Annotated in this window: 23 protein-coding genes; 18 read left to right on the forward strand and 5 right to left on the reverse strand. The window is 69.9% G+C overall.

Going from position 1 to position 25,285, the window contains the following annotated elements; genetic code table 11:
• Nucleotides 1-4 precede the first annotated feature (4 nt).
• The 5 genes from OHA40_RS05605 (at nt 5) to OHA40_RS05625 (ending at nt 5,767) form a co-directional block, all read left to right on the forward strand.
• Nucleotides 5-964, forward strand: coding sequence for an ABC transporter substrate-binding protein (locus OHA40_RS05605; RefSeq protein ID WP_442943932.1), 960 nt, complete (start codon nt 5-7; stop codon nt 962-964).
• Nucleotides 965-1,006: 42 nt separating this feature from the next.
• Complete coding sequence (locus OHA40_RS05610; protein ID WP_330231998.1) at nt 1,007-2,119, forward strand: LLM class flavin-dependent oxidoreductase; 1,113 nt, start codon at nt 1,007-1,009, stop codon at nt 2,117-2,119.
• A 56-nt stretch (nt 2,120-2,175) separates the two neighbouring features.
• Nucleotides 2,176-3,735: an ABC transporter substrate-binding protein gene (locus tag OHA40_RS05615; protein ID WP_330234061.1), complete on the forward strand. Its 1,560-nt coding sequence runs from the start codon at nt 2,176-2,178 to the stop codon at nt 3,733-3,735.
• Nucleotides 3,736-3,737: 2 nt separating this feature from the next.
• Nucleotides 3,738-4,742 (forward strand): ABC transporter permease, encoded by a 1,005-nt coding sequence (locus OHA40_RS05620; RefSeq protein WP_330231999.1) that lies wholly within the window; start codon nt 3,738-3,740, stop codon nt 4,740-4,742.
• A gap of 197 nt (nt 4,743-4,939) precedes the next feature.
• Nucleotides 4,940-5,767, forward strand: a complete 828-nt coding sequence (locus OHA40_RS05625; protein ID WP_330234062.1) for an ABC transporter permease — start codon at nt 4,940-4,942, stop codon at nt 5,765-5,767.
• A gap of 17 nt (nt 5,768-5,784) precedes the next feature.
• Here OHA40_RS05625 and OHA40_RS05630 read toward each other — a convergent pair whose 3' ends face one another.
• Entirely contained in the window at nt 5,785-6,987 is a 1,203-nt protein-coding gene (locus OHA40_RS05630) for an IS110 family transposase (RefSeq protein WP_330228174.1), read from the reverse strand.
• Between the two features lie 447 nt (nt 6,988-7,434).
• Here OHA40_RS05630 and OHA40_RS05635 point away from each other — a divergent pair, with 447 nt between their 5' ends.
• From OHA40_RS05635 to OHA40_RS05660, 6 genes are all read left to right on the forward strand, one after another.
• Entirely contained in the window at nt 7,435-9,084 is a 1,650-nt protein-coding gene (locus OHA40_RS05635; RefSeq protein WP_330232000.1) for an ABC transporter ATP-binding protein, read from the forward strand.
• Nucleotides 9,085-9,260: 176 nt separating this feature from the next.
• Nucleotides 9,261-9,602 (forward strand): hypothetical protein, encoded by a 342-nt coding sequence (locus tag OHA40_RS05640; RefSeq protein WP_330232001.1) that lies wholly within the window; start codon nt 9,261-9,263, stop codon nt 9,600-9,602.
• Nucleotides 9,602-10,735 carry an LLM class flavin-dependent oxidoreductase gene (locus tag OHA40_RS05645; protein WP_330232002.1) on the forward strand — a complete coding sequence of 378 codons (1,134 nt, stop codon included), beginning with the start codon at nt 9,602-9,604 and terminating at the stop codon, nt 10,733-10,735. The genes OHA40_RS05640 and OHA40_RS05645 overlap by 1 nt, the downstream gene beginning before the upstream one ends.
• On the forward strand, nt 10,732-12,102 hold the full coding sequence (locus OHA40_RS05650) for an NtaA/DmoA family FMN-dependent monooxygenase (protein ID WP_330232003.1): 1,371 nt from the start codon (nt 10,732-10,734) through the stop codon (nt 12,100-12,102). Before OHA40_RS05645 ends, OHA40_RS05650 begins: the two co-directional genes overlap by 4 nt.
• Nucleotides 12,099-12,905, forward strand: coding sequence for a DUF1684 domain-containing protein (locus OHA40_RS05655; protein WP_330232004.1), 807 nt, complete (start codon nt 12,099-12,101; stop codon nt 12,903-12,905). The genes OHA40_RS05650 and OHA40_RS05655 overlap by 4 nt, the downstream gene beginning before the upstream one ends.
• Before the next feature lie 148 nt (nt 12,906-13,053).
• A complete protein-coding gene (locus tag OHA40_RS05660) occupies nt 13,054-14,205 on the forward strand; it encodes an LLM class flavin-dependent oxidoreductase (RefSeq protein WP_330232005.1) in 1,152 nt (383 codons plus the stop codon).
• A 167-nt stretch (nt 14,206-14,372) separates the two neighbouring features.
• Here OHA40_RS05660 and OHA40_RS05665 read toward each other — a convergent pair whose 3' ends face one another.
• Nucleotides 14,373-14,690 carry a hypothetical protein gene (locus tag OHA40_RS05665; RefSeq protein WP_330232006.1) on the reverse strand — a complete coding sequence of 106 codons (318 nt, stop codon included), beginning with the start codon at nt 14,688-14,690 and terminating at the stop codon, nt 14,373-14,375.
• A gap of 2 nt (nt 14,691-14,692) precedes the next feature.
• On the reverse strand, nt 14,693-14,959 hold the full coding sequence (locus tag OHA40_RS05670) for a helix-turn-helix domain-containing protein (protein ID WP_330232007.1): 267 nt from the start codon (nt 14,957-14,959) through the stop codon (nt 14,693-14,695).
• Nucleotides 14,960-15,252: 293 nt separating this feature from the next.
• Between OHA40_RS05670 and OHA40_RS05675 the strand changes: the two genes are divergently transcribed.
• From OHA40_RS05675 to OHA40_RS05680, 3 genes are all read left to right on the forward strand, one after another.
• Nucleotides 15,253-16,416 carry a helix-turn-helix domain-containing protein gene (locus OHA40_RS05675; protein WP_330232008.1) on the forward strand — a complete coding sequence of 388 codons (1,164 nt, stop codon included), beginning with the start codon at nt 15,253-15,255 and terminating at the stop codon, nt 16,414-16,416.
• Between the two features lie 110 nt (nt 16,417-16,526).
• A complete protein-coding gene (locus OHA40_RS34665; RefSeq protein WP_442944028.1) occupies nt 16,527-16,634 on the forward strand; it encodes a hypothetical protein in 108 nt (35 codons plus the stop codon).
• A gap of 176 nt (nt 16,635-16,810) precedes the next feature.
• On the forward strand, nt 16,811-17,239 hold the full coding sequence (locus tag OHA40_RS05680; protein WP_330232009.1) for an NUDIX hydrolase: 429 nt from the start codon (nt 16,811-16,813) through the stop codon (nt 17,237-17,239).
• Between the two features lie 126 nt (nt 17,240-17,365).
• Here the strand turns inward: OHA40_RS05680 and OHA40_RS05685 are convergent, their stop codons facing one another.
• A complete protein-coding gene (locus OHA40_RS05685) occupies nt 17,366-18,367 on the reverse strand; it encodes a methylenetetrahydrofolate reductase (RefSeq protein WP_330232010.1) in 1,002 nt (333 codons plus the stop codon).
• Between the two features lie 182 nt (nt 18,368-18,549).
• Between OHA40_RS05685 and OHA40_RS05690 the strand changes: the two genes are divergently transcribed.
• The 4 genes from OHA40_RS05690 (at nt 18,550) to OHA40_RS05705 (ending at nt 24,129) form a co-directional block, all read left to right on the forward strand.
• A complete protein-coding gene (locus OHA40_RS05690; protein ID WP_442943933.1) occupies nt 18,550-19,683 on the forward strand; it encodes a polyprenyl synthetase family protein in 1,134 nt (377 codons plus the stop codon).
• 118 nt (nt 19,684-19,801) lie between these two features.
• Nucleotides 19,802-21,325: a phytoene desaturase family protein gene (crtI, locus tag OHA40_RS05695; protein WP_330234064.1), complete on the forward strand. Its 1,524-nt coding sequence runs from the start codon at nt 19,802-19,804 to the stop codon at nt 21,323-21,325.
• A 63-nt stretch (nt 21,326-21,388) separates the two neighbouring features.
• A complete protein-coding gene (locus OHA40_RS05700; RefSeq protein ID WP_442943934.1) occupies nt 21,389-23,104 on the forward strand; it encodes an alpha-(1->6)-mannopyranosyltransferase A in 1,716 nt (571 codons plus the stop codon).
• Nucleotides 23,101-24,129 carry a phytoene/squalene synthase family protein gene (locus OHA40_RS05705; RefSeq protein ID WP_330232011.1) on the forward strand — a complete coding sequence of 343 codons (1,029 nt, stop codon included), beginning with the start codon at nt 23,101-23,103 and terminating at the stop codon, nt 24,127-24,129. The genes OHA40_RS05700 and OHA40_RS05705 overlap by 4 nt, the downstream gene beginning before the upstream one ends.
• 677 nt (nt 24,130-24,806) lie before the next feature.
• On the opposite strand, the gene OHA40_RS05710 is transcribed toward OHA40_RS05705, so the two are convergent.
• Entirely contained in the window at nt 24,807-25,175 is a 369-nt protein-coding gene (locus OHA40_RS05710) for an Rv2175c family DNA-binding protein (protein WP_330232012.1), read from the reverse strand.
• Between the last annotated feature and the right edge of the window lie 110 nt (nt 25,176-25,285).

Consider the following 25,285-nt stretch of genomic DNA (forward strand, 5'->3'; position numbering starts at 1 on the left):
TCCGATGAAGCTTTCCGCCCTGGTCGCCGCCGCCGCGACGGGAGTCGTGCTGCTGGCCACCGGCTGCACCGAACCCGAGGCGGACTCCGCCGCGCAGCCCGCGGGTTCGATCACCTTCGACCTCTCCCCCGCCCAGTCCGGTCGCGTCCGGGCCGCGAAGGTCGACGCCATCGCCGCGGAGGTGCCGCGGGCGATCCGCGACCGCGGCACCCTGATCGTGACCGGCGCGTCCGGCGCCGCGCCGCCGCTGCGGTTCTACGCCACCGACGACAAGACCGTGGTCGGCTCCGAAGTCGACTTCGCCTCGCTGATCGCGGACATCCTCGGGCTGAAACTCGACGCGCAGGTGGCGGATTGGTCGCAGAACTTCGTGCGGGTGGATTCCGGCGAGGTGGACGCGTTCATCTCCAACGTGACCGTCACCGAGGAGCGCAAGGAGAAGTACGACTTCGCGACCTACCGCAAGGACAATGTCGCGTTGGAGGTGCCGATCCAGAGCAAGCTCGAATTCAAGGACCGCACCAGCCTGGCGGGCAAGCGGATCGGCGTAGGCACCGGCACCAACCAGGAGCAGCTGCTGGTCAAGTGGAACGAGCAGAATCGGGCCGAGGGCCTGGCGCCGATCGACATCGCCTACTTCCAGCAGACCACCGACTACTACCTGGCGCTGGCCTCGCAGCGGCTGGACGGCTATCTCGGCCCCAACCCGACCGCGATCTACCACGCGGCCACCGCGAAGCAGACCAAGATCGTGGGCACTTTCTCCGGTGCGGGCGACGCGCTGCAAGGCGAGATCGCTGTGCTCACCAAGAAAGACAACGGGCTGATCACCGCCGTGCAGCACGCGCTGGCCCACGCCATCGAGCACGGCGCCTACCAGCAGGTGATCGACCGGTGGGCGCTGCGGAGCGAGGCGGTTACCGAAGCGCGGATCAATCCGCCCGGCCTGCCGAAGAAGCGCTGAGCCGATGCCACACCTGCCCGCCGCCAGTTCGGGAGCGACCGCATGAAGTTCCTGCTGTTCACCCTCGTCACCCGGGTGCCGGACCCGCGGACCGGCCGCCTGCCCGGCACCCGCGAGCGCCTGCGCGATGTCGTCGGCCAGGCGCGGCTGGCCGAGGAACTCGGCTACGACGGGTTCGCCGTCGGCGAACGCCACGAGGACCCGTTCCTGTCCGCCGCGCCACCGGTGATCCTCGCGCACCTTGCCGCGGTGACCTCGCGGATCACGCTGTTCACCGCGGCGACCACGCTGAGCCTGCTCGACCCGGTGCGCGCCTTCGAGGACTACTCGACGCTGGACAACCTGTCCGGCGGGCGGCTGGAGCTGATCATCGGCAAGGGCAACGGCGCCGCGCAGGCGCAGCTGTTCCACGTCACCACCGCGGACCAGTGGGATCGCAATCGCGAAGGCTACGAGCTCTTTCGCGCACTGTGGGCCAGCGACAGCGTCACCTGGTCCGGCCGGTTCCGTCCGCCGCTGCGGGATGCCGCGGCGTTGCCGCGGCCGCTGCAGCCGACGATCCGGATCTGGCACGGGAGCGCGACCAGCCGCGACTCGGTGGAACTGGCCGCGCGCCACGGTGATCCGCTGTTCTCGGCGAACGTCACCAATCCGATCGAGCCCTACGCCGAGCTGGTGGGCCACTACCGGGAGCGCTGGGCGTTCTACGGCAATGACCCGGCCGACGCGCTGGTCGGAGCGGGCACCGCAGGCTTCCAGGTGGCACGCACCTCGCAAGAGGCGCGGGCGGCTTACGCACCGATCTTCGAGGCGCGCCTGGCGTTGGCGCGCAAGCTCGGGCTGCCCGTCGTGTTCGAGAACCTCAACGACTTCGTGGCGCGCAGTTCGGCGTTGATCGGCAGCCCCGAGCAGGTGATCGACAAGGTCGGCCGCCAGCACGAGCAGCTCGGCCACGAGGTGATCCACCTGTCCGCCGAGCGCGACGGACGCCCCGAACCGCAGTACCTGGAAGGCCTCGAGCTGTTCCAGGCCGAGGTGGCGCCGGAACTGCGCCGCCGCATTCCCAGCCGACCGTTGGCGACCGCCGTCGCCGACGCCGATCCCGACCCGGGCGAGGAGTTCGCCCGTACCGAAGTATCTGGAGTTGCCCAGTGATCCGATCCCGTCACCGAATCCTAGCGCTGGCCGGCGCGCTGGCCGCGGCCACCACGATGGCCGCCTGCCGCAGTGATTCGGCCGCGCCCGGTGGTGACGCGGGCCCGCCTCAGCCCGGCGGCACCATGCGCTATGGCCTGTCCCAGGCGCCGACCTGCTCGGACCCGGCGCAGGCCGGTACCAACCAGACGCTCTACGTGGCCCGGCAGATCGTCGATTCGCTGACCGACCAGGACCCGGCCACCGGCGAGCTGGAGCCGTGGCTGGCGCAGCGCTGGGAGGTGACCCCGGACGCGAAGGTGTTCACCTTCCATCTCGCCGACGGCGTCACCTTCAGCGACGGAACGCCGCTCACCGCCGACTCGGTGCGCAACACGTTCGACTCGATCATCAGGCTGGGCTCCGGCAAGGCGCCGCTCGCCAGCAGCTATCTCACCAATTACGTCGGCACCACCGCCGTCGACCGGCTCACCGCGCGGGTGGAGTTCAGCAAGCCCAACGCGCAGTTCCTGCAAGCGTCCTCGACCACGCAGCTCGGCATCCTGGCCGACGTGACCACGGCCGAGCCCGCCGAGCAGCGCTGCCTCGGCGACAACGTCGGCAGCGGGCCGTTCACCTACGCGGCCTACCGCCAGGACGCGGCCGTGACGCTGGCCAAGCGCACCGGCTACCAGTGGGGTTCGGCGGTGTTCGCGCATCGCGGGGAGGCCTACCTCGACAAGATCGAGTTCACCGTGGTGCCCGAATCCGGGGTGCGCACCGGCAGTCTGGCCTCCGGGCAGCTGGACGCGATCAGCGACGCGCTGCCCCAGGACGCGCCGCAGATCGAAGCGACAGGCGGGCGGGTGCTCAGCACCGCCAATCCCGGTGTGCCGTTCGGGTTCCAGACCAACGTCACCCGCGGACCGCTGCGCGACCCTGCGGTGCGCCAGGCGCTGCTGCCCGCCATCGACCGCGAGCAGCTGGTGGACACCGTGCTCGGCCCCCAGTTCAAGCCCGCGACCAGCGCACTGGCCAGCAGCACGCCCGGCTACACGGATCTCTCGGCGCGCTTGGCCTACGATCCCGCCAAGGCGCGCGGCATTCTCGACCTGGCGGGCTGGGTGCCCGGGCCGGACGGTATCCGCGCGAAGAACGGTGAGCGGCTGTCGTTCTCGGTGATCTTCAGTCAGGTGTTCGCGGGCAACCAGGCGATCATCGAGCTGGTGCAGCAGCAGCTGCGGCAGGCCGGGGTCGAGCTGACCCTGGACCTGGTGTCGGTCGCGGAGACCACGGCCCGGCAGAACGCCAAGAACTTCGACACCAGCTACTACAACACCACTCGCGCCGACGGCGACATCCTGCGCACCTCGTTCGGCCTCGACGGCCGCAATCTCAACGGTCGCGAGCCGATTCCCGCGCTGGACGACGCGCTGACCGGGCAGCTGAGCACCGCGGACACCGCGGCGCGCAACGCGTTGATCGGCACCGCGCAACAGCAGATCCTCGACGCGGGGTTGTGGATCCCCACCGTCGAGCTGTCCCAGGCGATCGGGGCGAGTGCGAATACCCGGGATCTGAAGTTCGAAGCCTCGGCGCGGCTACAGTTCTTCGACGCCTGGCTGAGCGGACGGTAGCCATGGCGCGTTATCTGGCCCTGCGGGCGCTGCAGGCGCTCTGGGTGCTGTGGGCGGCGTTCACGCTGTCGTTCGTGGTGCTGTACCTGCTGCCCGCCGACCCGGTCTCGATCGCGGCCGACGGCGCGGGCGCGGGCACGCCGGTGGACAAAGCCGCCATCGCCGAGCTGCAGGCGCGCTACGGGCTGGATCGGCCGCTGTGGGAACAGTATTGGACCGCGCTCGGGCACGCCGTCCGTGGTGATCTCGGGCACTCCATCGTCACCGGGCAGCCCGTCACCGACGCGATCGGCGACGCGCTGCCCGCCACCCTCCAACTGACCGGCACGGCGTTGCTTCTCGCGGTTCTCGGTGGTGTTTCGCTCGCGTTCGCGGCGACCTACATTCGCCGTCCGTGGCTGCGCGGCGCTCTGGCCGCACTGCCGTCACTGGGGGTCTCGGTACCGACCTTCTGGACCGGACTGCTGCTACTGCAACTGTTCTCGTTCCATTGGCGGCTGGCACCCGCGTTCGGCGGGCACGGCTTCGCGGGCACCGTGCTGCCCGCGCTCACCCTGGCCCTGCCGATCGGCGCGGTGATCGCGCAAGTGCTCACCGCCGGGCTCGAAACCACCTGGCGCCAGCCGTTCGTCGACGTGGCGCTGGCCAAGGGCGGATCGCGCTGGTGGGTACAGCTGACCCATGTGCTGCGCCCGGCCAGCGTGCCCGCGTTCACCATCGCGGGCGTCCTGGTCGGCAACATGCTGGCCGGATCGGTGGTGGTCGAGACGGTGTTCGCCCGCCAAGGCGTCGGGCGGCTGACCCAGACCGCCGTGCTGGCCCAGGACATCCCGGTGGTGCAGGGCGTCGTGCTGCTCACCTCGGCGGTGTTCGTCAGCGTGAACCTCGCGGTGGACCTGATCTACCCGCTGCTCGACCCGCGAATCGCGGCGCGGTCGCGCGGCGGCGCGGACGAGTCCGAGCACACCACTGCCGACGCGGCCGAGGAGGCGATCATCCGTGCCTGATGCTGACGGTCTCGAGGACGGGCGTGGTTTCCATGGCGTTGACGCCGTCGAGTGCGGCGATGCGTTCGGTGCGGAAACGGCTCCGATCAGCGGTGTCGCGGCAGTCGACCCATTGTCTGTACCAGTGGTGCCGCGTGCAGAGGAGGTGACTCGTGGTTGACGTGACCGAGGAACGCCGCAGCGCGGTCCTACCTGCGCTGCGGCGACCGGCCCCGAGCTGGAGGTCGTTGCGCGACAATGCCGGACTGCTGGTGGCGAGCGCCGTCGCGCTGCTCACCGTGGGGTGGGCGCTGGCGCCGTCGGTCTTCGCCAGCGGTGACCCGCTGACCGGAGTGCCCGCGCAGAAGTTCCAGGCCCCGAATGCCGAGCACTGGTTCGGCACCGACAATCTCGGGCGCGATCTCTACACCCGGATGGTGCACGGCGCCGGGCTGTCACTGACGGCCACCCTCGCCGCGGTGGGCATCGCGCTCGTCGCCGGGACCATCCTCGGCCTACTGTCGGGCGCGATCGGCGGCGTGGTCGACGCGATCGTCATGCGTTTGGTCGACGTGCTGCTGTCGATCCCTTCGCTGCTGCTATCGCTGGCGCTGGTGACCGCGCTCGGCTTCGGCACCCGCAATGTGGCCGTCGCGGTAGGCATTTCGCTGGTGGCCAACTTCGCGCGCGTGATGCGATCGGAGGTTCTGCGGGTGCGTCAGGCGGTCTATGTAGAGGCCGCCCACGCCGCGGGCGTCCGCTGGTACGCGGTGCTGGCCGGGCACGTGTTGCCCAACGCATACCAGCCGGTGCTGGCACTGGCCGCGGTCGAGTTCGGCATGGCGGTGCTGTCGGTGTCGGCGCTGAGCTTCCTCGGCTACGGCGCGAAACCGCCCACTCCGGAGTGGGGCACGCTGATCTCCGAGGGCCGCAACTATCTCGCGACCGCCTGGTGGATGACCACCCTGCCCGGCTTCGTCATCATCGCCGTCGTCCTCGCCGCTCAGCGCCTCGGACGCGCCATCGCGAAAGGGGTACACGCATGAGTTCCCTGAGTCAACCCCTATGCGGCGATCGGTTGTTGAGTCGGTTGTTTTTTGGTGGGGTCGTAGCAGGTTTTGGTGCGCCAGCAAGCCCAGATGATGCGCAGCCAGGCGCGGCCGAGGGTGCGGATGGCGTGGGGGTGTCGTTGGCCGCGGGCGCGGGCGGCGGTGTAGCGCTGGTCTGCCCAGTCGCTGGCGCGGCGGCTGTTGTCGATCCAGGTCACCAAGGCTTGTCTGGCTCGCTGGTTGGTGGCGTGGCGGAAGGCGACGGTGTGGATTTTGCCGGAGGAGCGGGTGACCGGGGCGATGCCGGTTTCGGCGGCGAGTTGATCGAAGCTGTTGGCGCGCTCCAGGATTGGGCCGACCTCGCCGATGATCTGGGCCAGGTTCAGTGTGCCGACGCGGGGCAGATCGGCCAGCAATCTGGCGTAGGGGTGTGCGGCGAGAGCGTCGGCGATCACGGCGTCGAGTGCGTCGATGCTGGTTTGGATCGAGCGGACGAGCCCGGTCTGGGCGCGGACCAGCTGCGCGATGACCGGCTCGCCGAGCCTGCTGGCCGATGTGGGTGCCTCGCGCAGCCGGGCGAGCAGCTCGGTGCCGGGACGGCGGCCGCTGTAGTGGTGGCGGCGGCAGAACGCCTCGAGGCGGGCCGCGGTGAGCCCAGCAGCGGCCTGCGGGCTCGGGTAGCGGTCCAGGAACGCCAGCGCGATCGGCGAGTGCAGGCTGGCGAAGATCGTCCTGCCTCCGGGCCAGTGCGTGTCCAGCAGCGCGGCGAGTTGATTGACCGCGGCGATGCGCATGCCCAGGTGGTCGCCGCGCTGACGGGTCAATGCCTGCAGTTCGAGCGTTTGCGGCAGGGTCGGGGCCAGTACCGGCAGCCGGTGGCCGTCGGTGCGGGCGTAGTCGGCCAGCTTGAACCCATCGCCGGGATCGTTCTTGGCGCGGGCGGCGCCCCAACGGGGGCGAGCGGCATGAAAAGCGTTGGGGTGCACCGGAATCACCGGATGCCCGGCGGTCAGCAGCCGGTCCACGACCAGCCCGCGGGTGGTCTCGATTGCCACCGGCAACTCACCGGGCCCGCCGTAGCAGGCCAGCCGTGCCAACGCGCGAGCGATGCCGTCTTCAGTATGCGGCACCGGGAAGCGTTCGATCTTGCCACCGGCATCGTCGATCACGGTCACGTCGTGAGTGGTGCTGCCCCAGTCCCAGCCGGCGAACGCCACAGGTGTGCTCCCTCGAGGTCGATGAACTGCCTCCTCGGAAGCGAGGGCCGCCGCCGGAAGCTCATTGATCGGCCCTCTGCGGGGCATGTCCCTGACGCCGGTCCGCGGCCCTCGGCCCGGTGGGGCTGGCAGAACTCATGCTGGCCATCAAATGGCACGCGACGAAGGCCATGCACCCACCGGAACCGAGAGACAACAACCCTAACTGTTCGGGCTGCAGAAGGGATGGTGCCCCAATGAGCGCGCGGACAACACATAGCCGAGCACTCGCTCGTGACGGCGCCGAACGCCAGCGAGGTGGCGGCATGAGTGTGCGGACCATCGACACAGCCGCCTGCCTGGTCATGCCGGAGCCGAATCCCGGTGCGGCGCCGGCATGAGCGTCAGGCCTGGCGGCGGCAGCCTGTTCGACCACGTAGCGCCCGCGAAGGCGGAGGAGGACACAGCATGAGCGCCACTACTTCTCCGGCGGAAGACCACGTCCGGGAGGCACCTCCGCTGCTCCGCGTCGACGACCTGCGGGTCCGTTATCGGTCCGACACAGGACCCGTGGCGGCGCTGGCCGGTGTCTCCCTCACTGTGGCCCGGGGCGAGGTGGTGGCGCTGGTCGGCGAGTCCGGCTCCGGCAAGTCGACGCTCGCCCAAGCCGTGATCGGGCTGCTCGGGGCCAACGCCGAGATCACGGGCGGAACAGTCGCTTTCGACGGCTCGGTCGTCGACACCGAGTCCGAACGCGCGCTGCGGCGGCTGCGTGGAGCCCGGATCGGCTTCGTCCCGCAGGACCCGGGTTTGTCGCTGAACCCGGTGCGGCGCATCGGCGATCAGGTGTCCGAAGCCCTGCTGGTGCACCGGCTGGCCACCCGCAAAGCGGCGCGGGCGCGAGCGATCGAGCTGCTGGCCGACGCCGGGCTGGACCGGCCGGGCCTGCGGGCGCTGCAATACCCGCACGAGCTGTCCGGCGGGCAGCGCCAGCGGGTGCTGATCGCGGCCGCGCTGGCCTGCGCACCCGACCTGGTCATCGCCGACGAGCCGACCAGCGCGCTGGACGCCACCGTCGCCCGCCGGGTGCTGGACCGGCTCGCGGAGCAGATCGCCGCGCGCGGCACGGCGGTACTGCTGATCACCCACGATCTGGCCGTGGCCGCCGAGCGCGCGGACCGGCTCGTCGTGCTCAGCGGCGGCGAGGTGATGGAGAGCGGCCCGACCGCCGATCTGCTCGCCGCACCGCGCCACCCGGACACCAAACGGCTGCTCGCGGCCTCGCCGAGCCTCGCTCCGCCCGGCGCTTACCGCGCCCCCAAACCCCGGGACGGCAAGCCGCTGCTGGTCCTGCGCGAGGTGCACAAGACCTTCCGGGCGCATCGCGGCCAGCCGGTGACCGCGTTGGCGGGAGTCGGTTTCCAGCTCGGCCGTGGCGAGACCCTGTCGCTGGTCGGCGAATCCGGCTCGGGTAAATCCACCACCGCCCGGATCGCGTTGCGCCTCATCGAACCCGATCGCGGCGAGGTCACCTTCGATGGACAGGAATTGTCGAGGGTGCGCGGCGGGCGATTGCGTGCGCTGCGCCAGCGCTTCCAGGTGGTGTACCAGAACCCGTACGCCTCTCTGGACCCGCGCTGGCGGGTGGGCGCGATCATCGAGGAACCCTTGCGCGCGTTCGGCATCGGTGATCGCGCGGCGCGGCGCGAACGAGTGGCCGAGTTACTCGAACAGGTCACCTTGCCTGCGGGGTTCGAGCGGCGCCGTCCCGGCGAACTGTCCGGCGGACAACGCCAGCGTGTCGCCATCGCCCGGGCTCTGGCCCTGCATCCCGACCTGCTGGTGCTGGACGAGCCGGTCTCCGCGCTGGACGCCTCGGTGCAGGCGCAGATCCTCGAGCTGCTGGATCGCCTGCAGGCCGAGCTGTCGCTGAGCTACCTGTTCATCTCGCACGATCTGGCGGTGGTCCGCCGCATCAGCGACCACGTCGCGGTGCTGCGACACGGCCGTATCGTCGAAAGCGGCTCTACCGCAGACATTTTCGACAGCCCACAACACGAATACACGCGCGAGCTGCTGTCGGCCATACCGTCTCCCGCCGCGAAAGGCGCTTCCTGATGCCGCATCCGACGTACCGCCACCGCCGGGTACTGAACCGGCAGCAGCACCGGGCGCCATGCCGCAGCCGACCCGAACTGCCCACGCCCGCTACGACCAACCGTATCCGCATACCGGAGCCCACCACCGGCCACGAGCCGAGCACGTGGTGGCACCCACCGAAAAGGATCGCCCTGATGGTGTATTCCGCCTTCTCCCATCGGAAACCGGCCGTCTCCGATACCGAGCCGTCCCCTGGGCCGAATGTTCCGGTCGACCCCGTCGAGGTGGACACCGGCCCAGCACGGTGGTGGCGCACCCACCTGCGCGCGCCGCGCATCGCCGAAATGTCCGACAGCACCGAGCGGATGCACCCCATCGCGCCGGTCCGTGCCGAACGGGATCGCCGCGTCGGACGATCGGCACGCGGGCCGCGCCCCCCACTGTGGCAGCAGGCGCTGTTCCTGGCGCCGGACGTGGCGGGTGCGGGCGCGCACCCGGCGCTGCGCAGGCAGATCGATACGGAGGGCACGGCCTGATGACGCGTCCTGATTTCTTCCTGGCCGTCGAACTCGCGGGGACCGGCGCGCATCCCGCGTCCTGGCGGCGCGACGATTCGCGCGCCGAGGACCTGTTCACCGGGCGGTACTGGGTCGACGCGATCGTCGCGGCCGAAAACGCCGGTCTCGACGCGGTCTTCCTGCCCGACTCGTTCGGCGTGCAGCCCAGCGGCCCCGGCGCCACCCGCGGACGGCTCGACGCGGTGTCGATCGCCGCCCGCGTCGCCGCGGCCACGCACGGGATCGGCCTGGTGCCGCAAGCCCCGGTCACCCACACCGAACCCTTCCACCTGGCGAAGGCCATCCAGAGCCTCGATTTCGCCACGCTCGGACGGGCGGGCTGGGAGGTCACGGTCTCGGAGGGAGCCGAACAGGCACGAGCGTTCGGGCGCAAGCGGGCGCAGGACGCGGCCGCACTGTGGCACGAGGCCGACGAGGCGATCGAAGTGGTGACCCGCCTGTGGGACAGCTGGGAGGACGACGCGGAGATCCGCGACCTGCCGACGGGCCGCTTCGTCGACCGGGACAAGCTGCACTACATCGACTTCGCCGGGGACAACTTCGCGGTGAAAGGGCCCTCGATCACGCCGCGCTCGCCGCAGGGCCAGTCGATCGTCGCGGTGCGCGCCGACGGTGTGGAAGACGCCGACGTCGCGGCTCGCCGCGCCGACCTGATCCGGATCAGCGCGGGCGATCTCGATGCGGCACGGGCGCGGCGCACGGAGTTGCGTGCGGCGCTGGCAGCCACGGGGCGCGACCCCGATGCCGTGCACGTCCTGCTGGATCTCGACATCCACCTGGCCGATTCGGTGGACGCGGCGGCCGACGAACTGCGCACGCTGGACAGCTGGGCCGACTCACTCGTGGCGTCGGCGCCGAGCCTGTTGCGGCATATCGGCACGGCGGGAACGTTGCGCGCGGCGCTAGAAGCCGTGGCTACCGCCGAGGCCGCCGACGGCGTGGTGCTGCGCCCCCTCGCGATCCCCGCCGCACTGCGTCGATTGTCATTCCTCGAACGGAAATCCCTGTCCCCCGGCACTTTACGGACTCGCCTCGGCCTGCCGCGCCCCGCGAGCCGCTACGCCACCAGCACGGAAGGCACGCCCTCGTGACCGACAAGCCGCACAAGCCCGTCCATCTCGCCGCCCATTTCCCCGGCGTGAACAACACCACCGTGTGGAGCGACCCCGCGTCGGGCAGCCAGATCGATTTCGCCTCGTTCGCGCATCTGGCGCGGACGGCCGAACGGGGACTGTTCGACTTCTTCTTCCTCGCCGAAGGACTGCGGCTGCGCGAACATCTCGGCCGCATCCACGATCTGGACGTCGTGGGCAGGCCGGACACCTTCACCGTGCTGAACGCGCTGGCGGGAGTGACCGGCAAGCTGGGGCTGGCGGGGACCATCAACAGCACCTACAACGAACCGTTCGAGCTGGCCGAACAGTTCGCCTCACTCGACCACCTCTCCGGCGGGCGCGCCGCCTGGAACGTCGTCACCTCCTCCGACGCGTTCACCGGCGAGAACTTCCGCCGCGGCGGCTATCTCGAGCACGGCCAGCGCTACCGCCGCGCCGCCGAGACCGTCGAGGTGACCAGGGCGCTGTGGGACAGCTGGGCCGCCGACTCGCTGGTCGTCGACCGGCAGGCGGGCATCTTCGCCCGCGAGGTCCCCGAAACCCGTCATCGCGGAGCGCAGTTCGACATCGCGGCCCGATTCGTGCTGCCACCGAGCCCGCAGGGCCACCCGGTGCTGCTGCAGGCGGGCGACTCCGACGACGGCCGCGAATTCGGGGCGGCCACCGCCGACGCGATCTTCACCGGCCATGGCACCCTGGAGGACGGCCAGCGCTTCTACACCGACGTGAAGGGCCGCCTGGCCAAGTACGGCCGCTCCCCCGACGAGCTGAAGATCTTCCCTGCCGCCACCTTCGTCCTCGGCGAAACCGAAGCCGAAGCACAAGAACGCGCCAGGCACATCCGCCTGCAGCAGGTCGGCCCGCAGACCGCGATCGCGTTCCTCGAACAGGTCTGGGGCCGTGACCTTTCCGGCTACGACCCGGACGGCCCGCTGCCCGATGTCGAGCCTGCCGACAACCCGGACATCACCCGCGGCCGGGTGCGCCACGCCAAGGACCCGCGTGCCGTCGCCGAAGCCTGGCGGGCCAGAGCGGAGGCCGAGCGGCTCAGCATCCGGGAGCTGATCATCGAGGTCACCGCACGTCAGCAGTTCGTCGGCACGCCCGCCTTGATCGCGGAGCAGATCGACACCTACGTCCAGTCCGACGCCGCCGACGGATTCATCCTCGTCCCGCACCTGACCCCGCACGGGCTGGACGAATTCGTCGATCGGGTCGTCCCGGAACTCCAGGAACGCGGCAGCTTCCGCACCGAGTACACCGGAACCACCCTGCGCGACCACCTCGGCCTGCGCCATCCACACCACCGCAGCACCGCCCGCGAAGGAGCCAAAGCCTCATGACCACCAGCATCACCAGTGTTTTCGAGACCGAATGGGCGCGCTGGCGCCACGCGCGCGAGGACCAGTTGCGCGACCCGCTCGGCTTCCTCAGCCTGACCGCGCTGCACTGGCTCACCGACCGCCCCGAACGGCTGCCGGACGTGCCGGGCACCTGGTGGGTTACCGACGACAAGGTGTTCATCACCGCGCAGCCCGCCGACCGGCTGGAGTACGACGGCCTCGGCATCGCGGGGGTGCAGATCATCACGCCCGCCGAGGGCGCGCCGGGACTGCAGGTGCGGCAGGAAAATCGGGTGCTCGAGGTGATTCGGCGCACCGGCCGCTACGCCGTCCGGGTGCACGATCCGGCCGCGCCCGGCCTGCTGAGCTTCGACGGTATCCCGGCCTACACGCCGGACCCGCGCTGGATCGTGCACGGCCGGTTCACACCATTCGACGAACCGCGACCGGTGACCACGGGCGCCGTTGTCGACGGCCTCGAGCATCACCACAGCGCTTCCGGCACCATCGAATTCCGCATCGGCGAGGTGACCGAACGCGTCGTCGCGTTCGGTGACCCGGACAACCTGCGGGTGCTGTTCACCGACGCGACCAGCGGTGTCACGACCTACCCCGCGGCGCGCTCGCTCGGCGTCAGCGCGCCCGACGCGGACGGCACGGTGGTGCTGGACTTCAACCGCGCGGCCAATCTGCCGTGCGCCTTCACCGATTTCGCGACCTGCCCGGTGGCGCCCGCGCAGAACCGGTTGCGCGTGGCCATCGAGGCGGGCGAACAGGATCCGCGGCAAGGGCGGTCGGCGTGAACGAACGCGGCGAGCGAACCATCAGCACAGCGCGCCCCGAGCATGACCGAGCCGAGCGCCGGCGAGGCGCAGTCAGCGGTCAGGCCCGGACGCGGCAGCGAAGCCGTAACCACGTAGGGCCCGGCTCACACCGGAAAGGAGACACGGCATGACTGTTCCGCTATCGATCCTTGACCTCTCCCCGGTCAGCGCGGGCTCCACCCCGCAGCAGGCATTGCGCAACACCATCGATCTCGCCCAGCACGCCGAACAGTGGGGCTATCACCGGTACTGGCTGGCCGAACACCACTTCGTCTCGGTGGCGAGCTCGTCGTCGATCACCCTCATCGGGTTGGTCGCGGCGGCGACGACGCGCATCCGGGTGGGTTCGGCCGCCGTGCAGGTCGGCCACCACACCTCGGCCTCGATCGTGGAGGCGTTCGGCACGATCGACGCGCTGCATCCGGGTCGGCTCGACCTCGGGCTCGGCCGTTCGGGACATCGGCGCCGTCAATTCGGTGCGGAAGCCGCGCGGCCGAAGGGCGGCAAACCCGTGGACGATTCCGTCACCGGCCGCACTCAGGTCCGCGACGGCGTGGTGGTTCCACCGCCGTTCGAGCCGGGACGCATCGTGGACCGGTCGAGGTTCGTCGCCTCGTTGAGCGCGCTGCAGCAACGCGGCGCGCAGCCACTGGAGTTCGCCGAGCAGGTCGACGAAGTGCGGGCGCTACTAGAGGGCACCTTCGTCAGCCCCGAAGGCGTTGCGCTGCACGCGGTTCCCGGCGAGGGCGCACAGGTGCAGCTGTGGCTGTTCGGCAGCACCGCAGGCGAGAGCGCGGAAGTCGCCGGGCGACTGGGTCTTCCCTTCGCCGCGGCGTATCACGTCTCGCCAGGCACCGCGCTGGACGCGATCGAGTCCTACCGCGCGGCGTTCCGCCCCTCCGCGATCCTGGCCGAGCCGTACGCGGTGATCTCCGCGGACGTGGTCGTGGCCAACGACGACGCGACCGCACAGCGCTCGGCCGCCAGCTACGGCCACTGGGTCTACAGCATCCGCAGCGGCGCCGGCGCGGCCGACTACCTCGACCCGGCGGCCACCGCACCGCTCACCGCGGAACAGCGACGCCTGGTCGACGATCGCCTGGCCACCCAGTTCGTCGGCTCGCCGAGCACCGTGGTGAAACGGCTCGCCGCCCTGCAACGGGTCAGCGGCGCGGACGAACTGCTGGTCACCAGCATCACCCACCGGCACGCCGACCGGCTCGAATCGCACCGGCTGCTCGCCGAGGCATGGGGCTTGCGCGCGGCGCGGGCGGCCTGAATCACTAGCCGGACGGAATGGATCCGGATGCCGCCCGCGCTCGATGATCCGGTTCCGACCGGGCGCTATCGGCGGCGCACCGGTCGGAGCCGCGGGTCTACGTCGGGTTCGCACTCACTGACGGCTGTCGAGGCTGTCGGGTCGTCGCAATAGCCGTTTGATCCAACTCACCGCGAAATCTCCCTCGCCGGCACGATCAAGCCCTCGTCCACGAGCAGCCAGAACGCGTCGTGCTTTGCGCCACAAGCATTCACGTCACAGTTGATGCGTCTACGGAACACGCGCTGTGCTTCGGCGACGGTGTAGGGCCGATCCGGTGCCCGGTGGCATTGGTCGCGGGCTACCCGCGCAAGCACCTCGGCGACCGGCAGCTGACCGTCGGCACGGCCCGGCCGGTCGATCACGTACGGCAGCACGTAGAAGAGTGTGACGCCGAGCAGCAGAACAATGGCGATGGTCGCGCATACGAGTTGTGTCGTCGACATGGTCATACCCGCGCTTTCGCGGGCCGAGGGAAGAACGCCCTGCCTCGTGTGGCGAGAACGCTGCGCCCGCGCGCCGTGATCTCATACCGCGCATTCCGACGTCCGCGCCCGCCGACGACCAGGCCGCGCGAGCACAGCGCCGAGACCGCTGCCCGTGCTCGGTACTGCGTCAGCTCACAGTCACGTGCGAGCTGCGCGACCGTCAGCATTCCACCCGGTGCGAGCACCGCGAGCACGGCGGCTTGTGATTCGTTGAGTGTTCCCCTCATCGCTCACCGCCTCGGCGCAATTGGCCGTGCTCGATCACTCGCGCCTTCAGGTCCGCAGCGTCCTGTACGTCGTCGGTGCCGTCCTTGTCATCCCAACCCATCTCCGAGCCTCCCTGCGTCGTTGGTACGGGCACCCGGTTTCGCAACCCTTCGGCTGCGTCACAGACGCCGGTGGTGTGTGGCTGGATAAGGGAAGGCCGTCGCCCGGCGTCGGGGACCTGACTGTGACGTTAAGTGCCTGGTAGGCCGAGAATGTTCGAAGAATGTTCGAAGTTCGCTGTTACTGTGTGGGGGTGACTGACAGCGAATCCGTCGGAGCCCGGATCGCAAAGATCCGCAAGCTAAGAGGTCTGACGCAGTTCCAGCTTGCCCAGCGAGCGAACGTGTCTCGCTCGATGCTTGCCCAGGTCGAGCGCGGGCACTCGTCAGCATCCACGGTGTGGATCGGTTCGATAGCAACGGCGCTGCAAGTGGACGCATCCCGGCTGTACGGAGGCGACGAACCAGAGCAGTTGCTCGACATTTTGCCGGTCTTGCGCCGGACCCTGGCAGCGATCGATCTCATGGACCCGGACCTCGAACCGGAGCCGATCGAAAAGCTGCACGGCATCGTCGCACAGGTTGGCAGGTGGCGACGCGACACACAGTATCGGAAGATCATCGGCGTGCTGCCGGAATTGGTTGACCGGCTTCTCATCTCAGGCCACGAGGCGGGCGGGCCTGCGTACGCGATGCTCACCGACGCTTACCGCGCCGCCAACACCGTGGCGCACAAATTCGGGTACGCCGACCTGTCGCTGACCGCCACCGAGCGCATGGAGTGGGCAGCGTCCCGCTCAGGTGACCCCTTGCTACTGGCCACCACCCACTACGTGAAGGCCGCCACCCTTGCGCGCGTCGGTGCGACCGCGCAGGCACTCCGACTGCTCACCCGCGCCATGGCCGACATCGATCCCTTGGTCGAGGAAGACCAGACCGCGGCAGCGGTGTACAGCATCCTCCACATGCGTGCAGGCACGATCGCCGCATCAACGGGCGACGCCGACACAGCCAGGGCGCACCTCGGGGAAGCGGAGCTGTTGGCCCGTGGATTCGGTGACCGCATCGTCTACGGCAGCCCGGTGGGCCCCGCGAACGTCCGCCTGTATCAGCTATGCGCAGAGGTCGACCTCGGCGAACCCGGACGAGCGATCGATATAGCCGAGGGCACCCGCCTGCCGAAGGGGATGGCGGTGGAGCGACAAGCGTACTTCTGGCTGGACACTACCCGCGCGTACTTGCAGGCCGGGAAGCTGGACGCCGCAGTGGATGCCCTGCAGGAGTCCCGTGTCTCGTCACCTGAGCACTTCGCGTCGAGTCCGGCGGTGAAAGGCATCATCAACACGGCGGCAGTGCGGCAGCACCGCGCAAGTGACCGACTTCAAAGCCTCGCACGGCACGCAGGTATCAAGTCGTAGTTGATCGGCCGAGTTCGCTATGGAGCGGGAATCTACTGCAAGCCAGTCGATTAGGAGACACCCCCAAAGACATCGAAGCAGGCATCGAAGCTGGAGTGCGTGTCATCGCAGTGGCCAGCGGTAATAGCGACGCGGATGAACTCTGCGCGGCCGGAGCAACAATCATCGTCAACGACCTCACCGACTCCGAATACGTCACGCGACTCATCACTGGATAAGCCCCCTCGCTTCTGCGACGCGGACGCGGCGCGGCTCGACATCGCCGACCACGGGCCGCGCGCGGAACGGGCAGCTCAGGCGCTGATCGGTGCGGCGGTGACGCCAAGCGTCCACTGACAGACCGTCACCGCGCAACCGGCTGCCCTGCGCCCGCGCCGGTGCTAGCGTCGCGGACATGACTGCCTCCGGTTACGTACCGCATACGTACTCGATCTCGATCAAAGGGGTCGTAGTTCGTGACGGTCAGGTCCTCCTGCTGAAGAACGAGCGGGACGAGTGGGAATTGCCAGGCGGCAGAATCGAACCCACCGAGACCCCGGAAGAGTGCCTAGCGCGCGAGATTACCGAGGAAACGCAGTGGCCGGTAACCACCGGTCCGATTCTCGACTCGTGGGTCTACTACATCAACGAGGTCGAGCGGCACGTGTTCATCGTGACGTACGGGTGCTACCCGGATACCCGCGCCGAGCCCGTGCTGTCACATGAACACAAGGAAGTCGGGTTGTTCCGCGAGGATGAGATTGCCGGGTTGAACATGCCCGATGGCTACAAGCAGTCCGTCACGACGTGGTTCGCGCAACTCCGGGCGGCAGAAAGCGTCTAGGGGACGCTATGGACGACCGCGGGTGTCAGGCATACGGCGGCGCCGGGAGGCGACCACCGGTCCGCATGCCATCACGACGGCCTCACCTTCGCCCTGCCCGGCGCAGGCTGCGCCGACTTTCGCGGCTCAGGCGCTGATCGGTGTGGCCGTTACGCCGTAGCCGAGGTTGGTGAGCACCTCGCTGGTCGCCTTGGCGAAGTTGAGCGTGATGAAGTGCAGGCAGGGCGCGCCCTCGTCGATGAGCCGCTGGGCCATCTCGGTGGCGATCTCGATGCCTGCCGCGCGGACCGCGGCCGCGTTCTCCTCGGGGCCGTCGCCCGCCGCCATACGCAGCCGGTCCATGACGGCGGCGGGCAGCGGTCGGCCGCACAGTTGCTCGGCTCGCTGCACGGTGCGCAGCGAAGTGATCGGCATCAGTTCCGGGATGACCGGCTTGGCACCCTCGATCGGGTCGAACGCCGCGAGGCGATCACGCAGGCGCAGGTAATGCTCGACGTCGAAGAACATCTGGGTGATCGAATATTCCGCGCCCGCACGCAGTTTCGCAGCCAGGAACGCGGTGTCCGTCTCCAGGTCCGGTGAGCGGTGGTGCCCCTGCGGGAACGAGGCGACGCCGACGTGGAAATCGCCGAGGTCGCGCACGATGCGCACCACTTCCTCGGCGTACGAGACGCCCTCGGGGTGCTTGTGCCACTCGCCGAGCGGATCGCCGGGCGGGTCGCCGCGCAGCACCAGAATGTTGCGGATGCCGGAGTCGGCGTAGGCGCCGACCAGCGAACGCAGCTCGGCGACGCTGTGCTCCACTGCGGTCAGGTGCGCGACCGGCAGCAGCGTGGTCTCCTGTGCGAGCTGGCCGGTGACGCGCACGGTGCGGTCGCGAGTGGACCCCCCCGCGCCGTAGGTCATCGATACGAACGCGGGATGCATGCACTCGAACTGCCGAACGGCGCGCCACAGCCGCGCCTCGGCGGCGGCGTCGCGAGGAGGATTGAACTCCACCGAGAACGGCACCGCGCGCCCCGCGTGCGCCCGCAGACTCTGAACGACCGAGGGGGTGGCAGAGACGTTCGGTTGCGTCCGGGAAGGCCGGCCAGGGGTCGAGCTTCCCCGCACGTTGTCGAAAGTCACCGGTTCAGTGTAGAGGTGACCGGCGGCAGCGCCGTCGGGTCGCTCGAACGCCCCGCGTATCCTTCGGATCGAGGCGGCATTTTCGCCACGCCGGACGACACGCGCGACCGTCCTCGCTCGGCCGCGAATCACCCGCAGCACCCGGACGCCAGCGACGACGCGCGTCCACCACCCGCACGACCTTGGAGGCTCCCCTGTCCGCCGGAACCGGTACTCAGACGCCGCAGACCGCCGTGCCGCAGCCGGGCACCCCCGCCTTCGCCACCGCCGTGGAAGACGCGCTGACCAGCTTCTTCGCCACCCGCCGCGGCACCGTCGAGCGCCTCGGCCCGGTTTTCGTCGAGGGCGTGGACGCGCTGGAGCAGTTCGTGCTGCGCGGCGGCAAACGCACCAGGCCCGCCTTCGCGTGGACCGGGTGGCTCGGCGCGGGCGGCGATCCGCGCGGACCGGAGGCGGGCGCGGTGCTCACCGCCTGCTCGGCACTGGAGCTGGTCCAGGCCTGCGCGCTGATCCACGACGACATCATCGACTCCTCCCGTACCCGCCGCCGCTTCCCCACCGTGCACGTCGACTTCGAGCAGCGCCACCGCGACCGCGGGTGGACGGGTGACTCGGGCCACTTCGGCGCCAGCGTGGCCATCCTGATCGGGGATCTGGCGCTGTCCTGGGCCGATGACATGGTGCACACGTCCGGTCTCGCGCCCGCGGCCGTCGCCAGGTTCGCGCCGGTGTGGGCCGATATGCGCACCGAGGTGCTCGGCGGCCAACTGCTCGACATCAACGGCGAGGCGGGCGCGGACGAATCGGTCGAGGCCGCGCTGCGGATCAACCGCTACAAGACCGCCGCCTACACCGTCGAACGCCCGCTGCATCTGGGCGCGGCCATCGCCCAGGCCGAACCGAGGTTGATCGAGGCATACCGCACGTTCGGCACCGCCATCGGCATCGCCTTCCAGCTGCGCGACGACCTGCTCGGCGTCTTCGGCGACCCGGCGGTGACCGGCAAGCCCTCCGGCGACGACCTGCGCGAAGGCAAGCGCACCGTGCTGCTGGCCGAGGCGCTGCGCCGCGCCGACGTCGGCGACCCCGCCGCGGCGGCCCTGCTGCGTGCCGGTATCGGCACCGATCTGAGCGCGGAGGCGGTGCAGCGGCTGCGCGCACTGCTGATCGAACTCGGCGCGGTCGACGAGGTGGAGCGCCGGATCACCGAACTCACCGACAGCGGCTTGGCGGCCATCGAGTCCAGTTCGGCCACGCCCGTGGCGAAGGAACGGCTGCGCGCGATGGCGTTGGCTGCGACCAAACGCGCCGCGTGAACGCCGCGACTCTGCCGAGGCACGGCGCCTCCGATGCCGCAGCGAGGGACTGAGCCAGGTGAGAACCGTTGTGGGACCGACTGATCGGGTGGTAGTCGTCGGCGCGGGCCTGGCCGGGATGTCCGCCGCGCTGTACCTGACCGGCGCGGGCCATACGGTCACACTGCTCGAGCGCGCCGACCATCCCGGCGGCCGGGTCGGGCGCTACCGCGGCGCGGACTACGACATCGATTCCGGCGCCACCGTGCTGACGCTGCCGGAGCTGATCACCGACGCGCTCGCCGCCGTCGGCCGCGCACCGGACACCTGTGTCCCGCCGCTGCGCATCCACCGGCTGGCGCCCGGCTATCACGCCCGGTTCGCCGACGCCGCCGAGATCAGGGTGTTCGCCGAGCCCGACGCGATGGCCGCGGAGGTCGAACGGACCTGCGGCCCCGCCGAGGCGCGTGGGTACCGGCGACTGCGCGACTGGCTCGCCCGCGTCTACGCGGCCGAGTTCACCGAGTTCATGGACACCAACTTCGACTCGCCGCTGGATATGGTGCGTATCGCCGAAAAGCGCCGCGCGCTGGTCGAATTGGTGCGCCTCGGCGGCTTCGGGCGGCTCGGGCCCCGGGTGCGCCGGTTCCTGCGCGATCCGCGCCTGGCCCGCCTGTTCACCTTCCAGGCCCTCTACGCGGGCATGCCTCCCGCCCAAGCGCTCGCCGTGTACGGCGCGATCCCGCATATGGACACCTCGTTGGGCGTCTATTTCCCCGAGGGCGGCATGCGTGCGGTCACCGAGGCGCTGGCGCAGGCGTTCACCGACGCGGGCGGCACGCTGGAACTCGGCACCGAAGTGGTCGGTATCGATTACGCGGGCCGCAGGGCCCGGCGCGCCCGCACCGCCGACGGACGCTCCTTCGACTGCGACGCACTCGTACTCACCGCCGACCTCGGGTCGCTCGACCGTTTCGGCCTGCGGCCGAGGCGCGGATTGCGCGCCTCGCCTTCGGCGGTCGTCGCGCACGGCACCGTCCCCGCCGCGATCGCGGCGCGCTGGCCGGTCCAGGCACACCACACCATCGAATTCGGGCACGCCTGGGACACCACGTTCGCCGAGATCACCGCCCGCCGCGGCCGCGGCGCGCTGATGCGCGACCCCTCCCTGCTGCTGACCCGTCCCGCGCTCACCGATCCGAGCCTGTTCATCGACCGGCGCGACGGACGGTACGAACCGTTCTCGCTGCTCGCGCCGTGCCCGAATCTGGTGGCGGCGGCGCTGGACTGGCCGCGGCTCGGGCCCGCCTACCTGCGCGAGCTGCTCACCGTGCTGGAAGCGCGCGGATACCACGGCATCGCCGAGCACTTCGCCGTCGACCAACTCGACACGCCGCAGACCTGGCTCGACCGCGGAATGCTGGCGGGCACACCGTTCTCCGCGGCGCACCTTTTCCGGCAAACCGGTCCGTTTCGGCCGAGCAATTTCCCCCGCTCCAGCGACAACGTGGTTATCGCTGGTTGCGGCACGACCCCCGGCGTCGGCGTGCCGACCGCGCTGCTGTCCGGAAAACTAGCGGCAACCCGCATTTCCGGACCTGTCCTGCCCGCTCCGCGTGGAACCCCCCGCACCAGCCGGATAGTGTTCGAGGCGACGCCGTAAACTAAGCGCCGACCTATTCGCTCGCGGTTGCGACCGCCGACCACTCGGGGGGACCGACACCAGATGGCATCCCCCGAAACGCGCACCGCAGAGGCCGCCGCCACCGGCAGCACCGGCGACGCATCGCCCACCTCCGCGCGTCGCGAATCGGCCGCCCCCCGTGGCTTCCTGTGGTGGATGCGCGCCTACGCCGACTTCGCCAGAAGCCCCGAGGGCCACGCCGCTCTGCTCGGATTCTTCGGCGCCGTCATGATCACCTTCGGCGGGTTCGGGGCGGGCAGCGTCCGCAAGCGCGACCCGCTGCTGGAGGCCATGCACCTGTCCTGGCTGCGGTTCGGGCACGGCTACGCGCTGTCCACCATCTGCATCTGGATCGGTGTGCTGCTGATGATCACCGCCTGGGTCCGGCTCGGGCGCGCCACGATCGGCACCGGCGACCGGATCGGCGCCGGGGTGACGCTCAACGAGTTGCGCGCGATTGTCGGCATCTGGATCGCGCCATTGCTGTTCGCCGTGCCGATGTTCAGCCGCGACGCCTACTCCTACCTGGCGCAGGGCGCGCTGCTGCGCGACGGTTTCGATCCCTACCAGGTCGGGCCGGTCGCGAATCCCGGTGTGCTGCTGGACAACGTCAGCCCGGTCTGGACCACGACCACCGCGCCGTACGGGCCGGTCTTCCTGCTGCTCGGACGCGCGATCACCGCCGTGACCGGCGACAACGTGGTGACGGGCACGATCGCGATGCGCTTGGTCATGCTGCCCGGCCTGGTGCTGATGATGTGGGCGGTGCCGTATCTGACCAAGCATCTCGGCGGTAAGCCGACCGTCGCGCTGTGGCTGGCGGTGCTCAACCCGCTGGTGCTGATCCACCTGATCGGCGGCGTGCACAACGAGATGCTGATGGTCGGGCTGATGTGCGCGGGCATCGCGCTGGTGCTGGAGCGGCACCATGTGGCGGGCATCGTGGTCGTCGCGATCGGCGTGGCCATCAAGGCGACCGCGGGCGTGGCGCTGCCATTCCTGGTCTGGATCTGGATGCTGCACGAACGGGAACGCCGCGCCGCGCAGCGAGTCGGGCGCGACCCGGCGCACCTGCCCGCGAGCGAGCAACCCGGTGACGCCGCCGAGCCCACCGAGGACATGCCGCACCCCGCGGTGATGTTCGCCAAGATCGCCGGCCTCGGGCTCAGCGTGTTCGCGGTCGTGTTCGTGGCGGCCTCGGCCATCGCCGGTGTCGGCATCGGCTGGCTGACCGCGCTGTCCGGGTCGAAGAAGATCATCAACTGGCTTTCCTTGCCCACCGTGATGGCGCACGCCGTCACCTGGGTGACCCCGCTGCGGCTGGAGTCGGTGCTCGAGGTGACCCGCGCGATGTGCGCGCTGGCCCTGGTCGCGGTGCTGGCCTGGACATGGTGGCGGTTCCGGCACAGCGAGCGGGAGGCGGTCCTGGGCATCCTGATCGCGTTCGTGGCGATCGTCATCCTCTCGCCCGCCGCACTGCCCTGGTACTACTCGTGGCCGCTGGCGCTGGCCGCCGGGTTCGCGCTGTCCACCACGACGCTGATGGCGCTGGTGGGCGTGTGTACCTGGCTCATGCTGGTCTTCCAGCCGGACGGCTCGATCGGCCTGTACAACTTCTGGCACGTCGTCGCCGCCACCTTCGCCGCGGTGGTAGCGGCGTTGTCACTGCGCACGGTGGACCCGCTGCGCTTGCGCGCCAGCCCGCCGAGCACCGCCGCCACGCGGACCAGCGTCACCGCCGCGCCGACCGCTCCATGAACGACGACGACCTACCGGCGGAAGCCCTGCTCGCCCTCGCCTACCGGGAATGCCGACAGATCGCCGCCACCCACGGCCGCACCTATTTTCTGGCCACCCGGCTGCTGTCGGCCGAGCGGCGGCCCGCGGTGCACGCTCTGTACGCATTCGCGCGGATGGTGGACGACATCGTCGACCGCACCGGGCAACCTGGTGCAGCAGACGGAGGCGGAACGCCTGGTCGCGGACCCGCTGAAGAACTCGACCTGATCGAGCGGGAGCTGCGCGGCGCACTCGAACCACGCACCCACGCGACGACCGGTTCGCCGCGCGCCGCGAACCCGGTATCCACGCATACCGGGGAGGCCGGTGCGCCACCACGCACGCTCATCCTGGCCGCCGTCACCGACACCATCCGGCGCTACGACATTGCCGCGCAGCACTTCTGGACGTTCCTGGATTCCATGCGGATGGACGTGCCCGGCGCCCCGGTCTTCCGGAACCGGTACGCCACCATGGCCGAGCTACACGAATACATGCGCGGCTCCGCGGCCGCGATCGGATTGCAGCTGCTACCTGTGCTCGGCACCGTCGCCCCGGTATCCGAAGCCGAACCTGCCGCCGCCGCCCTCGGCGAGGCTTTCCAGCTCACCAACTTCCTGCGCGATGTCGCCGAGGACCTCGATCGCGACCGCATCTACCTACCCGCCGACGCTCTCGCCGCGTTCGGCGTGGATGACGACCTGCTCTTCGAATGCCGCCGCACCGGACGCACCGACCCGCGCGTCCGCCGTGCCCTCGCCCACCTCATCGCGGTCAACCGCGGTCTCTACCGCCGCGCCGAGCCCGGCATCGCCCTGCTCGAGCCGCGCGTCCGCCCCGCCATCCGCACCGCGACCACCCTCTACGCCGACATCTTGCGTCACATCGAACGCAGCGACTACGCCGTCTTCGACCACCGCGCCGTCGTCCCCCGCCACCACCGCCTCCGCGTAGCCGCCATCGAGTTCACCACCGCCACCCTCCGCGACGGGTTCCAGCGCTGACCTACGCCCTCGCGGCCCTGTTGTTCGCGGCCTTCGTCGCCCCGCCACGGCCAGCCGCCGCTGCGCTTCGCGCCATAGCATCGACGCAGGTCGTCCACGTCACGGGATAGCGAACCCATCCTCCAGATACGCCAGCGCACTCCCGGCCCGCGCTCGGCGCGCTGCTGCCACCCGCCGAGCCAACACGTCCGGCAGCCGCTTCGCGGCCTCGACGTCGTCGCACCACCTCCAGCCCCGCAGCTCCTCAGCCTGAAGGACTATTTCCGCTGTCTGATGGGCGCCCAGCATCCCACCCATCAAAGACCATCATCACCCCATCACTGGGATAAAGCCCAGGTGGAACCCAATCCACCACCAACAGCCGCCCCAGCGGCACCGCCAGGCTCAGCTCCTCCCGGATCTCCCGGACAACCGCGGAATAGGGACGTCCGCGACGAACCCGCCAGCGGCGACCACGCGACCGAGACGGCGAACGCCCACATCCCCCGGCTACCACCCCAACGCAACCACATCGGCCCACCCCCCATTTCCGAGCGAAGCGAGACCGAGCATTCCCCGTTCGCGGCCCGGCTCGCGTCCCAGTGGCCGCCGCGTCCGCGACGAAGTCGCCAGCGGCGGTCGCTCGGACGCGAGCCATAAGGGGGCCGCGAACACGCCGCGCCCGCGCGGCCAATATTTCAGAACGGGTCCGCTGCCGCTCGGCGCAATACCTCGCGGGCGAGTGGGCCGTGCAGGGCGTCGATCGGTTTGCCGGGCAGGCTGTCGTCCTCCTTGAAGATCCATTCCAGGATCTCTTCCTCGGTGTACCTGGCGTCGCGCATCACGGTGATCAGGCCGGGCAGCGGCTTCACCACCGCGCCGGTGTCGTCGAAGAAGCGCTCCGGGATGCCGGCCACACCGTTTCTGCGTACGGCGATCAGTTGGTGGTCGCGCAGCATCTGGTGCACCCGGGTCACCACCAGCCCGAGTCGTTCGGCCACCTCCGGCAGCGGCACCAGGGTCACCGACTGGGGAAGGACGTCCTCACTGCAGGGAAATGCACTCACCCGGACAACGGTAGACGGTCTGGCTTCGCAGGTCGTGAGACACCCGGTGCGGTGGGAGTCGATACCATCGTGGGGGCCGCAAGGAGCGGTTGATCGCTTGTCGCAGGTAT

The organism is Nocardia sp. NBC_00508, assembly GCF_036346875.1.
In the GTDB taxonomy this organism is placed as follows: domain Bacteria; phylum Actinomycetota; class Actinomycetes; order Mycobacteriales; family Mycobacteriaceae; genus Nocardia.

Coding starts and splice junctions, on each gene's coding strand:
- crtI (WP_330234064.1), top strand. CDS start 19,802: ATGTCCGCCGCGCTGTACCTGACCGGCGCGGGCCATACGGTCACACTG.
- OHA40_RS05655 (WP_330232004.1), top strand. CDS start 12,099: ATGACCACCAGCATCACCAGTGTTTTCGAGACCGAATGGGCGCGCTGG.
- OHA40_RS05645 (WP_330232002.1), top strand. CDS start 9,602: ATGACGCGTCCTGATTTCTTCCTGGCCGTCGAACTCGCGGGGACCGGC.
- OHA40_RS05660 (WP_330232005.1), top strand. CDS start 13,054: ATGACTGTTCCGCTATCGATCCTTGACCTCTCCCCGGTCAGCGCGGGC.
- OHA40_RS05670 (WP_330232007.1), bottom strand. CDS start 14,959: ATGAGGGGAACACTCAACGAATCACAAGCCGCCGTGCTCGCGGTGCTC.
- OHA40_RS05610 (WP_330231998.1), top strand. CDS start 1,007: ATGAAGTTCCTGCTGTTCACCCTCGTCACCCGGGTGCCGGACCCGCGG.
- OHA40_RS05705 (WP_330232011.1), top strand. CDS start 23,101: ATGAACGACGACGACCTACCGGCGGAAGCCCTGCTCGCCCTCGCCTAC.
- OHA40_RS05700 (WP_442943934.1), top strand. CDS start 21,389: ATGGCATCCCCCGAAACGCGCACCGCAGAGGCCGCCGCCACCGGCAGC.
- OHA40_RS05640 (WP_330232001.1), top strand. CDS start 9,261: ATGGTGTATTCCGCCTTCTCCCATCGGAAACCGGCCGTCTCCGATACC.
- OHA40_RS05605 (WP_442943932.1), top strand. CDS start 5: ATGAAGCTTTCCGCCCTGGTCGCCGCCGCCGCGACGGGAGTCGTGCTG.
- OHA40_RS05665 (WP_330232006.1), bottom strand. CDS start 14,690: ATGTCGACGACACAACTCGTATGCGCGACCATCGCCATTGTTCTGCTG.
- OHA40_RS05615 (WP_330234061.1), top strand. CDS start 2,176: ATGGCCGCCTGCCGCAGTGATTCGGCCGCGCCCGGTGGTGACGCGGGC.
- OHA40_RS05635 (WP_330232000.1), top strand. CDS start 7,435: ATGAGCGCCACTACTTCTCCGGCGGAAGACCACGTCCGGGAGGCACCT.
- OHA40_RS05680 (WP_330232009.1), top strand. CDS start 16,811: ATGACTGCCTCCGGTTACGTACCGCATACGTACTCGATCTCGATCAAA.
- OHA40_RS05620 (WP_330231999.1), top strand. CDS start 3,738: ATGGCGCGTTATCTGGCCCTGCGGGCGCTGCAGGCGCTCTGGGTGCTG.